Origin of the sequence: Citrobacter sp. wls710, assembly GCF_005281115.1 — a bacterium.
Lineage (GTDB): Bacteria > Pseudomonadota > Gammaproteobacteria > Enterobacterales > Enterobacteriaceae > Citrobacter > Citrobacter werkmanii.
This window is the reverse complement of the sequence record NZ_SZXD01000076.1, coordinates 118,627-133,466: the sequence shown is the minus strand read 5'-3', so window position 1 is coordinate 133,466 and position 14,840 is coordinate 118,627. Positions and strand designations below refer to the sequence as shown.

General features: G+C 53.4%; 12 protein-coding genes. 7 read left to right on the top strand and 5 right to left on the bottom strand.

The window, feature by feature from the left end:
* The first annotated feature begins 26 nt into the window (after nt 1-26).
* The 4 genes from caiB to caiE all read left to right on the top strand — a co-directional run bounded on the left by caiB (nt 27) and on the right by caiE (nt 4,406).
* On the top strand, nt 27-1,244 hold the full coding sequence (gene caiB, locus FDX14_RS25025) for an L-carnitine CoA-transferase (protein ID WP_115198946.1): 1,218 nt from the start codon (nt 27-29) through the stop codon (nt 1,242-1,244).
* Between the two features lie 62 nt (nt 1,245-1,306).
* A complete protein-coding gene (gene caiC / locus FDX14_RS25020) occupies nt 1,307-2,860 on the top strand; it encodes a crotonobetaine/carnitine-CoA ligase (RefSeq protein ID WP_137350456.1) in 1,554 nt (517 codons plus the stop codon).
* Nucleotides 2,861-2,913: 53 nt separating this feature from the next.
* Complete coding sequence (gene caiD, locus FDX14_RS25015; RefSeq protein ID WP_042312416.1) at nt 2,914-3,699, top strand: crotonobetainyl-CoA hydratase; 786 nt, start codon at nt 2,914-2,916, stop codon at nt 3,697-3,699.
* Nucleotides 3,700-3,809: 110 nt separating this feature from the next.
* Nucleotides 3,810-4,406, top strand: coding sequence for a carnitine operon protein CaiE (gene caiE, locus FDX14_RS25010; protein WP_137350455.1), 597 nt, complete (start codon nt 3,810-3,812; stop codon nt 4,404-4,406).
* Between the two features lie 76 nt (nt 4,407-4,482).
* Here the strand turns inward: caiE and caiF are convergent, their stop codons facing one another.
* From caiF to FDX14_RS24985, 5 genes are all read right to left on the bottom strand, one after another.
* Nucleotides 4,483-4,878: a carnitine metabolism transcriptional regulator CaiF gene (caiF, locus tag FDX14_RS25005; RefSeq protein ID WP_042312419.1), complete on the bottom strand. Its 396-nt coding sequence runs from the start codon at nt 4,876-4,878 to the stop codon at nt 4,483-4,485.
* A gap of 276 nt (nt 4,879-5,154) precedes the next feature.
* Nucleotides 5,155-8,379, bottom strand: coding sequence for a carbamoyl-phosphate synthase large subunit (gene carB / locus FDX14_RS25000; RefSeq protein ID WP_137350454.1), 3,225 nt, complete (start codon nt 8,377-8,379; stop codon nt 5,155-5,157).
* 18 nt (nt 8,380-8,397) lie between these two features.
* Nucleotides 8,398-9,546 carry a glutamine-hydrolyzing carbamoyl-phosphate synthase small subunit gene (gene carA / locus FDX14_RS24995; protein WP_137350453.1) on the bottom strand — a complete coding sequence of 383 codons (1,149 nt, stop codon included), beginning with the start codon at nt 9,544-9,546 and terminating at the stop codon, nt 8,398-8,400.
* A 455-nt stretch (nt 9,547-10,001) separates the two neighbouring features.
* The gene (dapB, locus tag FDX14_RS24990; RefSeq protein ID WP_042312426.1) at nt 10,002-10,823 is read right to left on the bottom strand and encodes a 4-hydroxy-tetrahydrodipicolinate reductase; all 822 of its coding nucleotides are present in this window, start codon (nt 10,821-10,823) and stop codon (nt 10,002-10,004) included.
* A 133-nt stretch (nt 10,824-10,956) separates the two neighbouring features.
* The gene (locus FDX14_RS24985; protein ID WP_137350452.1) at nt 10,957-11,964 is read right to left on the bottom strand and encodes a LacI family DNA-binding transcriptional regulator; all 1,008 of its coding nucleotides are present in this window, start codon (nt 11,962-11,964) and stop codon (nt 10,957-10,959) included.
* A gap of 189 nt (nt 11,965-12,153) precedes the next feature.
* Here FDX14_RS24985 and FDX14_RS24980 point away from each other — a divergent pair, with 189 nt between their 5' ends.
* Genes FDX14_RS24980 through FDX14_RS24970 form a run of 3 tightly spaced genes read left to right on the top strand, consistent with a single transcriptional unit; the run spans nt 12,154 to nt 14,838 of the window.
* Nucleotides 12,154-13,899: a class I mannose-6-phosphate isomerase gene (locus FDX14_RS24980; RefSeq protein WP_137350451.1), complete on the top strand. Its 1,746-nt coding sequence runs from the start codon at nt 12,154-12,156 to the stop codon at nt 13,897-13,899.
* 4 nt (nt 13,900-13,903) lie between these two features.
* Complete coding sequence (locus FDX14_RS24975; RefSeq protein WP_137350450.1) at nt 13,904-14,332, top strand: PTS sugar transporter subunit IIA; 429 nt, start codon at nt 13,904-13,906, stop codon at nt 14,330-14,332.
* 11 nt (nt 14,333-14,343) lie between these two features.
* A complete protein-coding gene (locus FDX14_RS24970) occupies nt 14,344-14,838 on the top strand; it encodes a PTS sugar transporter subunit IIB (RefSeq protein WP_003837349.1) in 495 nt (164 codons plus the stop codon).
* Nucleotides 14,839-14,840: the final 2 nt, after the last annotated feature.

Here is a 14,840-nt window from a genome sequence, read left to right as displayed (position 1 = left end):
CTACAAAAAATGCCAGGAGAAAAATGATGAATCATTTACCAATGCCAACCTTTGGCCCGCTTGCTGGAGTACGCGTTGTTTTTTCAGGAATCGAAATCGCCGGTCCGTTCGCCGGACAGATGTTCGCCGAATGGGGCGCCGAGGTTATCTGGATTGAAAACGTCGCATGGGCCGATACCATCCGCGTACAGCCTAACTACCCGCAGCTCTCACGCCGCAACCTGCACGCCCTGTCGCTGAATATTTTCAAAGATGAAGGTCGGGAAGCGTTTCTGAAACTGATGGAAACCACCGATATTTTCATTGAAGCCAGTAAAGGCCCGGCCTTTGCCCGCCGCGGTATTACTGATGAAGTGCTGTGGGAGCATAACCCGAAACTGGTCATTGCCCACCTTTCCGGCTTCGGCCAGTATGGTACCGAGGAGTACACCAATCTTCCGGCGTATAACACCATCGCGCAGGCATTCAGTGGTTATCTGATCCAAAACGGCGACGTTGATCAGCCGATGCCAGCCTTCCCGTATACCGCCGATTACTTCTCCGGGATGACCGCGACGACAGCTGCGCTGGCAGCCCTGCACAAAGTGCGCGAAACGGGTAAAGGTGAAAGCATTGATATCGCCATGTACGAAGTGATGCTGCGCATGGGTCAGTACTTCATGATGGACTACTTCAACGGCGGCGAAATCTGTCCACGTATGACGAAAGGGAAGGACCCCTACTACGCCGGCTGCGGCCTGTATAAATGCGCCGATGGTTACATCGTCATGGAGTTGGTCGGCATCACGCAAATCAACGAGTGCTTTAAAGATATTGGCCTTGCCCACATTCTCGGTACGCCGGAAGTTCCGGAAGGCACGCAGCTAATTCATCGCGTGGAATGCCCTTACGGCCCGCTCGTCGAAGAGAAACTGGACGCCTGGCTGGCAACACACACTATCGCCGAAGTTCAGGCGCGCTTTGCTGAGCTGAATATCGCCTGTGCAAAGGTGCTAACCATTCCAGAACTGGAAGGTAATCCGCAGTACGTTGCCCGCGAATCCATTACTCAGTGGCAAACAATGGACGGCCGCACCTGTAAAGGGCCGAACATCATGCCGAAATTTAAAAACAACCCGGGGAAAATCTGGCGTGGCATGCCCTCACACGGCATGGATACCGCCGCCATTCTGAAAAACATTGGTTATAGCGAAGCAGACATAAATGAGCTGGTCGGCAAAGGCCTGGCCAGGGTTGAGGAATAAACGCGACGCGCTAACCTGCTCGTTGGTTAGCGCTCACGCCTGATTTCAGTGGATAAAGCAATATGGATATCGTTGGCGGACAAAACTTACGTCAGATGTGGGACGACCTGGCCGAAGTGTACGGAGATAAAACGGCGTTAATTTTCGAATCCTGTGAGGGAATCGTTCGGCAGTTTAGCTATGCCTCGCTAAATGAAGAGATTAACCGCACGTCGAACCTTTTTCATTCCTTAGGGATCCGCAAGGGCGATAGAGTCGCACTGCATCTGGATAACTGTCCGGAATTCATCTTTTGCTGGTTTGGACTGGCAAAAATCGGCGCCATTATGGTGCCGATTAATGCCCGCTTACTGGGCGAAGAAAGTGCCTGGATCCTGCAAAACAGCCAGGTGAGCCTGCTGGTTACCAGCGTCCAGTTTTATCCTATGTACCGTGAAATACGCCAGGAAAATAGCACTCCGCTTAATCATATCTGTCTGATTGGCGAGCAGCTTCCGGCTGACGATGGCGTGAGCCACTTTTCCCAACTGCAAGCACGTCAGTCGGCCACGCTGTGCTATACGCCAGCGTTATCCACTGACGATACGGCGGAAATTTTGTTTACCTCCGGTACCACCTCGCGTCCAAAAGGGGTGGTTATTACCCACTATAATCTGCGTTTTGCGGGCTACTACTCTGCCTGGCAAATCGCCCTGCGCGATGATGACGTGTACATGACGGTGATGCCCGCTTTTCATATCGACTGTCAGTGTACCGCGGCAATGCCAGCCTTTTCCGCCGGCAGTACCTTTGTGCTGCTGGAAAAGTACAGCGCCCGAGCATTCTGGGGTCAGGTACGTAAATATCAGGCGACGGTGACCGAGTGCATCCCGATGATGATCCGCACGCTGATGGTCCAGCCCGCCGCGCCAACGGACAGGCAACATCATCTGCGTGAAGTGATGTTCTATCTCAATCTATCGGCGCAGGAAAAAGACGCCTTTACCGAACGCTTTGGCGTCAGGCTGCTGACCTCTTATGGTATGACTGAAACCATTGTCGGAATTATTGGCGACCGTCCAGGAGACAAACGACGCTGGCCTTCCATTGGTCGCGTGGGTTTTAGCTATGAAGCTGAAATTCGCGACGATCAAAATCGCCCGCTGCCCGCCGGAGAAATTGGCGAAATCTGTATTAAAGGCATCCCCGGCAAGACTATCTTCAAAGAGTATTACATGCAGCCGGAGGCAACCGCCAGGGCGCTGGAACCAGAGGGCTGGTTACATACCGGTGATTCGGGTTACCAGGATGAGGATGGCTATTTCTATTTTGTCGACAGACGCTGCAACATGATTAAACGCGGCGGGGAAAATGTCTCCTGCGTCGAGCTGGAAAATATTATTTCTGCACATCCGAAAATTCAGGACATTGTAGTGGTTGGTATTAAAGATGCGATCCGTGATGAAGCCATTAAAGCATTTATTGTCCTTAATGAAGGTGAAACATTAAGCGAGGCCGAGTTTTTCAGCTTCTGCGAAAACAATATGGCGAAATTCAAGGTTCCCTCTTTTATGGAGATCAGAACCGACCTGCCGCGCAATTGTTCAGGAAAAATAATCAAAAAAAATCTGAAATAAACCTTCCGGCAGGAATCCCTCCCGCCGGGAAACTATTTATCTGGAGATGAACTATGAGTGAATCATTACATCTGACCCGTAACGGCCCGATCCTGGAAATTACCCTCGACCGACCTAAAGCGAATGCCATTGATGCCAAAACCAGTTTTGCGATGGGTGAAGCTTTTCTTAATTTCCGTGACGACCCGGAATTACGCGTAGCAATCATTACCGGCGGCGGTGAGAAATTCTTTTCTGCTGGCTGGGACTTAAAAGCGGCAGCGGAAGGTGAAGCGCCGGATGCCGATTTTGGTCCCGGCGGCTTTGCCGGTTTAACCGAAATATTTGACCTCGATAAGCCGGTCATCGCCGCGGTGAACGGCTATGCGTTTGGCGGCGGTTTCGAACTGGCGCTGGCGGCAGACTTTATTGTCTGCGCCGAAAACGCCAGCTTCGCGCTGCCGGAAGCAAAGCTCGGCATCGTGCCTGACAGCGGCGGCGTTTTGCGCCTGCCTAAGCTGTTGCCACCAGCTATCGTCAACGAAATGGTAATGACCGGCAGACGAATGAGCGCCGAAGAAGCGCTGCGTTGGGGGATCGTGAACCGCGTTGTCAGCCAGAGCGAACTGATGGATAGCGCGCGCGAACTGGCGCAACAACTGGTCAATAGTGCTCCGCTGGCTATCGCGGCGCTGAAAGAGATTTATCGCGCGACCAGTGAAATGCCGGTTGAAGAAGGCTACCGCTACATCCGCAGCGGCGTGCTGAAGCATTATCCTTCGGTACTGCATTCAGAAGATGCGCTCGAAGGACCGCTGGCATTTGCCGAAAAACGCGATCCGGTGTGGAAAGGTCGTTAATGTGACTATGCCGGATGGCGTTTCGCTTATCCGGCCTACAACACATGCACAACCGTAGGCCGGATAAGGTGTTTACGCCGCCATCCGACAAAAAAAACCGAGGTAAAACCATGAGCTATTACGCCTTTGAAGGACTGATCCCGGTGGTGCACCCGGACGCGTTTGTCCATCCCAGCGCCGTGCTGATTGGCGATGTCATCGTGGGTGCTGGTGTTTATATTGGCCCACTCGCGTCATTGCGTGGGGATTATGGTCGCCTGATCCTGGAGGCAGGATCTAATCTGCAGGATGGCTGCATTATGCATGGCTACTGCGATACCGATACCATCGTGCATGAAAACGGCCATATCGGCCACGGCGCTATTTTACATGGGTGCGTGGTGGGACGGGACGCCCTGGTCGGCATGAACAGCGTCATTATGGACGGCACAGTGATTGGCGAAGAGAGCATTGTCGCCGCCATGAGTTTTGTCAAAGCCGGATTTCAGGGTGAGGCAAGGCAACTGCTGGTGGGTTCACCTGCGCGCGTACTACGCCAGGTCACAGACCAGGAGCTGCACTGGAAACGCCTCAACACCAAAGAATATCAGGATCTTGCGGTCCGCTGTCGAACAGGGTTATCTGAAACGAAGCCGTTAACGCAGGTCGAAGAAAACCGGCCGCGCCTGAAAGGCACGACGGACGTAAAGCCAAAATCAGCACAGTAATTGATGCCGGATGCGCTCACGCTTATCCGGCCTACGCGTCAATCACCGTTTATACAGCCATCAGGTAAACAGACAATTAGCGACGCATACTTTTTGACAGCATCATCTGCCATTTCTGCTCACGGTTAAGCTCTGTTGGAGGAACCGCTGACAGGCGCGGTGTTTTCGCCACGCTCACTTTTCTTTCCTGCAAATTATGATTCAATCGGCGATAGAGATGAGAATCAATACTCACGACTTTCACCAGACGCTGGCACTGACAGCCTCGTCCTGCAATCTGGTTAGGGATCATCTTCACTTCACAAACAATTTCCCCCACTTCTGACAGAATATAGGAGAGCGTATTAATTGCTTTGCAGTGTTCAATATCAAATTGACGGGAAATCTCCTTGGCAGTAATCCATCGGTCCTCTGCCATCATCCAGTCAGCAATTAACAAATAAAGCGGTCTTTCAACATATTTTTCACACATAAGCACACCATTTCACAAATTAAAAATCTGGCTACGGCCTGTCCAAATTAATAAAAACTAAGCCATATTAAAATTGTGGATATAAAGATAGTATGCGACTTGAATGTTGATTAGTGTGAGCAATATCGTGCTTATTACATTGAAAATGTGGTTACGGAAACGGACTTCTCCAGGAATGACCTGAAAGAGTAAAAAAAAACGGTTCCTATACAGGAACCGTTTGTAATTTATATTGCAGATCCAATTAACGGCAATATCACCGATATCTTCAGTTTATTACTTTTTGATCTGCGCGTGCATTTCCTGCACCGAGGTTACTTTCTCGGTAGCGTCCGCGTTCAGCGCCATCGCGGTGGCGAAGCCGCCGTTCAGTGTAGTGTCGTAGTGCACTTTGTACTGCAGCGCGCTGCGGCGAATCAGTTTGGAGTCTTCAATCGCCTGACGACCTGCGGTGGTGTTGATGATGTAGGTGTATTCGCCATTCTTGATACGGTCCTGAATGTGCGGACGACCTTCATGCACCTTGTTCACCAGACGCGGGTTGATACCGGCTTCGCCCAGCACAATCGCGGTACCGTGGGTGGCATCCAGCTCGAAGCCCTGTTTCAGCAGCTTAGCGGCCAGGTCAACCACGCGCTCTTTGTCACCTTCGCGAACGGAGAGCAGCGCACGGCCCTGTTTCTTCATGGTGGAGTTACTGCCCAGCTGTGCCTTGGCGAACGCTTCCGCGAAGGTACGGCCCACGCCCATCACTTCCCCGGTAGAACGCATTTCTGGCCCTAACAGCGGGTCTACGCCCGGGAATTTGTTGAACGGCAGCACCACTTCTTTCACCGAGTAGTACGGTGGAATAATTTCTTTGGTCACGCCCTGCTCGGTCAGCGATTTGCCGGCCATCACGCGCGCCGCCACTTTCGCCAGCGGTACGCCGGTGGCTTTGGAGACGAACGGTACGGTACGAGCCGCACGCGGGTTAACTTCAATCAGGTAGACTTCGTTGTCTTTCACCGCAAACTGCACGTTCATCAGGCCGCGCACCTGCAACTCGAAGGCCAGCTTCTGCACCTGCTGGCGCATCACATCCTGAATCTCCTGGCTCAGCGTGTAGGCTGGCAGGGAACAGGCGGAGTCGCCGGAGTGTACGCCCGCCTGCTCGATGTGTTCCATGATGCCGCCAATCAGCACCATTTCGCCGTCGCAGATGGCGTCAACGTCGACTTCAATCGCATCATCAAGGAAGCGGTCCAGCAGCACCGGCGCATCGTTAGACACGCTGACCGCAGTCTGGAAGTAGCGACGCAGGTCGGCTTCGTCATAGACGATTTCCATCGCGCGGCCGCCCAGTACGTAGGATGGGCGCACCACCAGCGGGTAACCAATCTCTTTCGCCTTCTCAACCGCTTGTTCAATGGCGGTGACGGTGGCGTTCGCCGGCTGCTTCAGCTTCAGACGGTCAACCGCGTGCTGGAAGCGTTCACGGTCTTCCGCGCGGTCGATGGCGTCCGGACTGGTGCCGATAACCGGTACGCCTGCGGCTTCCAGTTCACGCGCCAGCTTCAGCGGGGTCTGGCCGCCGTACTGCACGATGACGCCCTTCGGCTTCTCGATGCGCACGATTTCCAGCACGTCTTCCAGCGTGACCGGCTCGAAGTACAGACGGTCGGAAGTGTCGTAGTCGGTGGAGACGGTTTCCGGGTTACAGTTGACCATGATGGTCTCGTAGCCGTCTTCGCGCAGCGCCAGCGAGGCGTGTACGCAGCAGTAGTCAAATTCAATACCCTGACCGATACGGTTCGGGCCGCCGCCGAGGACCATGATTTTATCGCGGTCAACGGACGGGTTAGATTCGCACTCTTCTTCATAGGTGGAGTACATGTAGGCGGTATCGGTGGCGAATTCCGCCGCGCAGGTATCCACGCGCTTGTAGACCGGGTGCAGGTTGTACTGGTCGCGCAGCTTGCGGATTTCCGCTTCGCGCACGCCTGCCAGCTTCGCCAGGCGCGCATCGGCAAAACCTTTACGCTTCAGGTGGAACAGGAAGTCAGCGTTGAGGCCGTTAATGCCCACTTCCGCCACTTTCTCTTCCAGACGCACCAGCTCTTCAATCTGCACCAGGAACCAGCGGTCGATGTTGGTCAGGTTGAACACGCCGTCGACGGAGAGGCCCGCGCGGAACGCATCGGCGATGTACCAGATACGCTCAGCGCCCGCATCTTTCAGCTCGCGGCGGATTTTGGTCAGCGCTTCCGGGTCGTCGAGGCTCACTTTCGGGTCGAAGCCGGTGGCGCCCACTTCCAGGCCGCGCAGCGCTTTTTGCAGAGATTCCTGCTGGGTGCGGCCAATCGCCATCACTTCACCGACAGATTTCATCTGCGTGGTCAGACGGTCATTAGCGCCAGCGAATTTCTCGAAGTTGAAGCGTGGAATCTTGGTGACAACGTAGTCGATAGACGGCTCGAAGGAGGCCGGAGTACGCCCACCGGTGATGTCGTTCATCAGTTCGTCGAGGGTGTACCCCACCGCCAGTTTGGCCGCAACTTTGGCAATCGGGAAGCCGGTGGCTTTCGAGGCCAGCGCCGAGGAGCGGGAGACGCGCGGGTTCATTTCGATAACGATCAGACGACCGTCTTTCGGATTCACCGAGAACTGGACGTTAGAACCGCCGGTTTCAACGCCGATTTCACGCAGTACCGCCATCGAGGCGTTACGCATGATTTGGTATTCTTTGTCGGTCAGGGTCTGCGCCGGGGCCACGGTGATAGAGTCACCGGTGTGGATACCCATCGGATCGAAGTTTTCGATAGAGCAGACGATGATGCAGTTGTCGTTTTTATCACGCACCACTTCCATCTCGTACTCTTTCCAGCCGATCAGCGATTCATCAATCAGCAGCTCATTGGTTGGCGAGAGGTCCAGACCGCGTTCGCAGATTTCTTCGAACTCTTCACGGTTGTAAGCGATACCGCCGCCGGTGCCGCCCATGGTAAAGGACGGACGGATGATGCACGGGAAGCCTACATCAGCGGCAACCGCCAGCGCTTCTTCCATAGTGTGCGCGATACCGGAACGCGCGGTGTCGAGGCCGATTTTCTTCATTGCCACATCGAAGCGACGACGGTCTTCTGCTTTATCAATCGCATCGGCGGTCGCACCAATCATGGTCACGCCGAACTCTTCCAGTACGCCCTGACGCTCCAGCTCCAGCGCGCAGTTCAGCGCGGTCTGGCCGCCCATGGTCGGCAGCACCGCATCCGGACGCTCTTTTTCGATGATTTTGCGTACCACTTCCCAGTTAATCGGCTCGATGTAGGTCGCATCGGCCATTTCCGGGTCGGTCATGATGGTGGCCGGGTTGGAGTTCACCAGAATGACGCGGTAGCCCTCTTCGCGCAGCGCTTTACACGCCTGGGCACCGGAGTAGTCAAACTCACACGCCTGACCGATAACAATCGGGCCCGCGCCCAGAATCAGGATACTTTTTATGTCTGTACGTTTTGGCATGGCTCTTATTACTCCTGATTATTTCGCGGACTGACGGTATTGCTCAATAAGCTCGATAAAGTGGTCGAACAGCGGCGCCGCATCGTGCGGGCCTGGGCTCGCCTCTGGGTGGCCCTGGAAGCTGAACGCCGGTTTATCGGTACGGTGAATCCCTTGCAGGGTACCGTCGAACAGGGATTTGTGGGTCACGCGCAGGTTGGCTGGCAGCGAGTCTTCATCCACCGCAAAGCCGTGGTTCTGCGCGGTGATCATCACCACATTCTTATCCATGTCTTTCACCGGGTGGTTACCACCGTGGTGACCAAATTTCATCTTGATGGTCTTCGCACCGCTCGCCAGCGCCAGTAGCTGATGGCCGAGGCAGATGCCAAATACCGGAATGTCGGTCTGGAGGAATTTCTCAATCGCGTCGATGGCGTAGTCGCACGGTGCCGGGTCGCCAGGGCCGTTTGACAGGAACACGCCGTCCGGATTCATCGCCAGCACTTCTTCAGCGGAGGTTTTCGCCGGTACAACGGTCAGGCGGCAGCCGCGATCAACCAGCATGCGCAGGATGTTGCGCTTGGCGCCAAAATCGTAGGCCACCACGTGGAACGGCAGCTCTTCTGCGGACCTGGCTTCCGGCAGGTCCCCTGAAATCGTCCAGCTACCCTGCGTCCAGCTGTAGGATTCAGCCGTGGTCACTTCTTTTGCCAGGTCCATCCCATTTAAGCCCGGGAACGCTTTGGCTTTTTCTAAGGCCAGCGTAGCATCCAAGTTATCGCCTGCGATGATGCAGCCGTTCTGAGCGCCCTTCTCGCGCAGCAGTCGCGTCAGCTTACGGGTATCGATATCGGCAATCGCCACGATGTTATGGCGTTTGAGGTAAGAAGAGAGGTCTTCGGTATTGCGATAGTTGCTGGCAATCAGCGGCAGGTCGCGAATAACCAGACCCTGAGCGTGAACCTGAGAGGACTCTTCATCGGCGGCATTGGTGCCGACATTACCAATATGGGGATAAGTAAGAGTGACGATTTGGCGAGAATAGGAAGGATCAGTGAGGATTTCTTGATAACCGGTCATTGAAGTATTGAAAACGACTTCCCCAACCGCCGAACCTGTTGCCCCTATGGCCCGACCGTGAAACTGGGTTCCGTCTTCCAGAACCAATAGCGCTGACTTAATCAAAACACCCTCCAGAGAATATTCACTCACTTTATTTGCATATTAATTCATTAACACCTCATGAATCAATGCAAATTTGCTTACCTATGGATTTCTGGCAAACGGCGGCATTCTAGAGATAGCCCACGTAAAAGTCTACCCAAAAGGGTAATTTTTATTATTATTTTACGCCACTGGAATAAATCATTCGATTTAACAGGCAAAAAGATCATCTAACTCAGAGTGGAAAACGCTTGCGGTAAGTAAAGAGTGTAAAAACCGGAAGAGTGATAGAAAAAAGTGGACCATTTGGTCAAAATTCACATTGAGATAACAGAATAAAGCATAAAGACATAAACAAATACGCCATTAAACAAAAAAACCAAGTTAAATGCAAAAAATTAAAGGGCAATAAAATATTGCCCTATGTAATCAAATAATTATGATTACAATAACCACATCACGAAGGGTAATAAAATCTATAAACTGCGTAAATCAAGCACATCTTTCATATCAAAAAGACCGTTTGACTTAGATTTAAGCCAAACAGCCGATCTCACTGCGCCATTGGCAAACGTCATGCGACTGGATGCTTTATGGGTGATTTCAATACGCTCGCCAATATCAGCAAACATTGCGGTATGTTCGCCGACAATGTCACCGGCGCGTACGGTCGCAAAACCAATAGTGCCAGGCACACGCTCGCCGGTATAACCTTCGCGCGTGTAGACCGCACAGTCTTTCAGATCTTTATCCAACGCCCCGGCGATCGCCTCGCCCATTGCCAGCGCCGTCCCCGATGGGGCATCCACTTTGTGGCGGTGATGCGCTTCGATAATCTCAATATCGGTATAGTCCCCCATGACTTTTGCCGCTTTCTCCAGCAGCTTGAGCATGACGTTAACGCCGACGCTAAAGTTCGCAGCGAAAACGATAGCAATCTCCTGCGCAGCATCGCGAATAGCCTGCTTACCAGCATCATCAAACCCGGTGGTGCCAATCACCATCCCTTTACTGTGCTGGCGGCAAAACGCCAGATGTGCCAGCGTGCCTTCCGGGCGCGTGAAATCGATGAAAACATCGAAATCATCTTTCACCGCCTCAAGGCTGCTTTGTACGGTAACGCCTGTTTTCCCGGCTCCCGCTAACTCTCCGGCATCGCTTCCCAGTAAGGAAGAGCCTTCGCGCTCCAGCGCCGCGCCAAGCTGTACGCCATCCATGCCAAGTGTGGCCTGAATCAACTGACGCCCCATGCGTCCTCCGGCTCCCGCGATGGCAACGCGGATTTGTGCATCATGCATAGCTATTCTCTTTTGTTAATTTTGCGTAAATCGTTTTCAGAGTAACCAGCGCATCGCTGCGCCGCCAGCCGAAAACGTCGATAATTAGAATTTAATGATAAACAGCCAGAGATATCAGTAAAAGGCATGACGATCAGCAAAAACCACATGATTCTCTGACTACCAGCGCCGGCGGCAGGATAATACGTTTCGGCGGTTCGTCATTTCCCTGAATACGGCTATAAAGCAGCTCTCCAGCCTTACGACCTATCTCTTTTGCCGCCACCGACACGGTGGTAAGCGCAGGTTGTACCAGCGCCGCTTCGGTGATGTCATCAAACCCCACCAGCGCAAAATCCCGCCCAGGTTCCCGCCCCATTTTACGTAGCGCCTGCATAACCCCAAGCGCCACAATATCCTGATAACAAACGGCGGCGGTAATTTGCGGGTAACGCAGAAGAAGAGACTCCGCTACTTTTGCGCCGTCAATTTGGCTGGCCTGCGTAGCCACGATCCATTCTGGATTCGGCGATATTCCTTGTTCCAGCAATGTGCTGGTGAACCCACCGATACGCTGTATCCGACTGCCAGAACCAGGCCCCCCCCCAATAAACGCAATATTCTTGTGACCCATTCTGACTAAATGGGTGGTGGCCATTTGCGTACCGAGAAAGTTATCGGTTCCGACAAAATCAAAATCAGGATCGCTAAGGGGACGGACGACCATAATGGCGGGGATATTGCGCCTTTTCAGCGCCTCGAAGAAGGATGTCGGCGTCTCGCGCGCCGCGCAGAGCACCATGCCGCAGGCATTATTGCGCATCAAAGAATCGACAAATTTTTGCTGCCGTTCCCCTGACTCTTCGCTATTTGCCAGAAACAACAACAGATCATGTCGTTCCATCTCATGGCTTAGCCCTGCAGTCATCTCGCCGTAAAAAGGGTTAGTGATATCGTGGAGCAACAATCCAACCTGATTACTGCTCCGGTTACGCAGGTTAGCGGCGGTTTGATTATACACATAGCCAGCATCATCCAGCGCTTTAAGCACCCGGTCGCGTGTAGCCTGAGAAATTCGCCCCCGGTTACGCAATACCATCGACACGGTCGCCGTGGAGACTCCCGCGCGCTCAGCTACCTGCGCCAAAGTGACTGTGGTCATACCTGCTCCTGATTTTTTATCGAAGGTTAATCGAATAACCGAAATATCGCTTTTTTACGTGTGATTCACATCACGCTAACGCGCTTTTCACCGCTCTTGATTCTGAATATGGCGGGTTAATCGCGTTAACCACACTATGAAAATAAGGTTAATCGATTAATCTTAAATAAGCCAACACGGAGAAAGAAAATGACGACAACCTATAATAAATTCCCTGAGGTTAACGTTCAGGGATATGACGATCACGCCTGGCAGGGTTGGGCGGAGATCCATTCTGTGCTTAACACCAGGGTTTCTGCTGCAGCCAAAACCGTATTGATCGTGGATTGCTATCCGGGCGTGCGGCTTGAAGAACTGGAACAACAGCTTGTCACGACGTTAGATACCGCGCTGGTGCTGAATATTGAATCCGCCCGCCGAGATGAGCAGGCCCTGCATGAGTTACTGGCGCGTAACCTTACCGACGATCGCGTATTCGGCGTCCTTTCCTGCCATCACCTGGATGAGTTTTTTGATAGCGACAAGCTCAGTCAGCTCCGCCAACAGATTGATGCCGTTGCCGAAGGTCTGGTCGTGGTATACGGACCCGGCGCGACGCTGGCGCACCCGGGTGACGTACTGGTTTATGCCGATCTTCCGCGCTGGGAAATTCAGCAACGCATGCGCCATAACGGGCTGGGGAACTGGGGGGCGGAAAACCAGGATGAAGATATTCTTCGTCGGTACAAACGTGCCTTCTTCATTGAGTGGCGGGTATTCGACCGACACAAAACGCCGTTACTCAAACGCGTCGATTATTTGCTTGATACCACGGTAGAAAATCATCCCGCGATGGTCAGCGGCGACGCGTTTCGCGCCGGTCTGCAACAAACAACTCAACAACCGTTTCGCGTTGCCCCGTTCTTCGACCCAGGCGTTTGGGGCGGGCAATGGATGAAAAAACACTTCGATCTCGATCCCTCAGCCCCCAATTACGCGTGGTGTTTTGATTGCGTGCCCGAGGAAAACAGCCTGTTACTGCGTTTTGGCAACGTGCGGATCGAGATCCCCTCTCAGGATCTGGTGCTAACCTGTCCCCGCCCCCTGCTGGGCGAGAAAGTTCACGCACGTTTTGGTGCAGAATTCCCGATTCGTTTTGATTTCCTCGACACCATTGGCGGCCAGAATTTGAGCTTTCAGGTTCATCCGCTCACTGAGTACATTCAGCAGCAGTTTGGTATGCACTATACCCAGGATGAGAGCTATTACATTCTCGAAGCCGAGCCGAACGCCGTGGTGTATCTCGGCACCAAAACCGGGATCGCGCCGCAGGACATGCTCGACGATCTCCGAGCCGCGGGTCGTGGTGAAAAAACATTTGATGATGAACGATTCGTGAATCAGATCCCTGCGCATAAACACGATCACTTCCTGATCCCCGCCGGAACCGTTCACTGCTCGGGTGCAGGAACCATGGTGCTGGAGATCAGCGCAACGCCCTATATCTTCACCTTTAAACTGTGGGATTGGGGACGTTTAGGGTTAGACGGCTTACCGCGCCCGGTCCATCTGGATCACGGTCAGCAGGTGATTGACTGGCAGCGCGACACGCAATGGGTACACGACAACCTGGTCAACCGTATCGAGCCTATCGCTGAAGCAGAAGGTTGGCGGGAAGAAAGAACAGGAATGCACGAACGCGAGTTTATTGAAACGCGCCGCCATTGGTTTACGGCACCGGTCACGCACCATACCCATGGCGGCGTAAACGTCCTGAACCTGGTCGAAGGTGCGCAGGCCGTTGTTGAAAGCCCGAGCGGCGCATTTGCCCCGTTTGTCGTCAACTATGCAGAGACCTTTATTATCCCGGCCGCCGTTGGAGAATACCGTATTTCGCCGTTTGGCAAGGGTATCGGCCAGCAGCTCGCTACGATTAAAGCCTGGGTCAGAGGATAAGCGCATGATTAACGTTATTGTTGCCACCCATGGTCCCCTGGCAGAAGCGCTTCTCGCCAGCGGTCGTATGGTTTACGGAGAATTACCGCATGTTTACCCCGTCACGCTGAGTGAACAGGCGGGTATTGAAGGGTTTAAACAGACGTTTGCTCAGGTTCTCGCGAGCGCCGGGAAAGATGCTGACGGCGTACTGGTACTTTGTGACATGCAAAGCGGTACGCCGTGGAATGTCGCCTGCCATCATGCGTTTTCTGCACAAACGGTTCCCCCCGTTGCCGTCGTCGCGGGGGTCAATTTCCCGATGCTGTTACAAAGCGAGGAGATCTATCAATTAACGGATGTTCACGCCGCAGCCGTCGAGCTGTTGGCGTTGACGGTACCTACGCTGATTAAAGCCGCCCCGGTTTTATCCGTTCAGTCCGACGATTTTTAAAGGAAACCACTATGAGTATTTCTTTTGTACGTATCGATGACCGCGTAATCCATGGGCAGCTCGTGACACGTTGGGCCAAAGAGCTGCCCTGTGACGGGATTGTCGCGATAGACGACGCCGTCGCGGCCGACCCTCTGCTCTCTTCGGTAATGAAAGGTGCCGTGCAGGACACCAAAGTCTGGTTGTTTGATACGGCCACCGCGATTGAAAAACTGCCGAAAGTCATTGCCAGTGAGAAGCGTTATTTCGTCATTGGTAAATCACCCGTGACGCTGAAGCGCATTGAAGAAGCAGGCATTAGCCTAAAAAATGCCAACGGCAAGATTAATGTGGGTCCGATGAGCGCCCGTGCCGATACCACCACCATCGGCCCAAATCAGTCGGTGAATGGCGATGAAATCGCCGCCTTTGACTGGCTGACGCAGCATGGGCACCTGGTTGAGTTTCGCCTGGTCCCTGACGCCAGTTGCTACAGCTGGCAGGACGCACGTCAGAAGCTGAAATAAGG

What these genes read in the sequence shown, in the direction of transcription:
- caiB (WP_115198946.1), top strand. Translation starts at nt 27, where the DNA reads ATGAATCATTTACCAATGCCAACCTTTGGCCCGCTTGCTGGAGTACGC.
- caiC (WP_137350456.1), top strand. Translation starts at nt 1,307, where the DNA reads ATGGATATCGTTGGCGGACAAAACTTACGTCAGATGTGGGACGACCTG.
- caiD (WP_042312416.1), top strand. Translation starts at nt 2,914, where the DNA reads ATGAGTGAATCATTACATCTGACCCGTAACGGCCCGATCCTGGAAATT.
- caiE (WP_137350455.1), top strand. Translation starts at nt 3,810, where the DNA reads ATGAGCTATTACGCCTTTGAAGGACTGATCCCGGTGGTGCACCCGGAC.
- caiF (WP_042312419.1), bottom strand. Translation starts at nt 4,878, where the DNA reads ATGTGTGAAAAATATGTTGAAAGACCGCTTTATTTGTTAATTGCTGAC.
- carB (WP_137350454.1), bottom strand. Translation starts at nt 8,379, where the DNA reads ATGCCAAAACGTACAGACATAAAAAGTATCCTGATTCTGGGCGCGGGC.
- dapB (WP_042312426.1), bottom strand. Translation starts at nt 10,823, where the DNA reads ATGCATGATGCACAAATCCGCGTTGCCATCGCGGGAGCCGGAGGACGC.
- FDX14_RS24985 (WP_137350452.1), bottom strand. Translation starts at nt 11,964, where the DNA reads ATGACCACAGTCACTTTGGCGCAGGTAGCTGAGCGCGCGGGAGTCTCC.
- FDX14_RS24980 (WP_137350451.1), top strand. Translation starts at nt 12,154, where the DNA reads ATGACGACAACCTATAATAAATTCCCTGAGGTTAACGTTCAGGGATAT.
- FDX14_RS24975 (WP_137350450.1), top strand. Translation starts at nt 13,904, where the DNA reads ATGATTAACGTTATTGTTGCCACCCATGGTCCCCTGGCAGAAGCGCTT.
- FDX14_RS24970 (WP_003837349.1), top strand. Translation starts at nt 14,344, where the DNA reads ATGAGTATTTCTTTTGTACGTATCGATGACCGCGTAATCCATGGGCAG.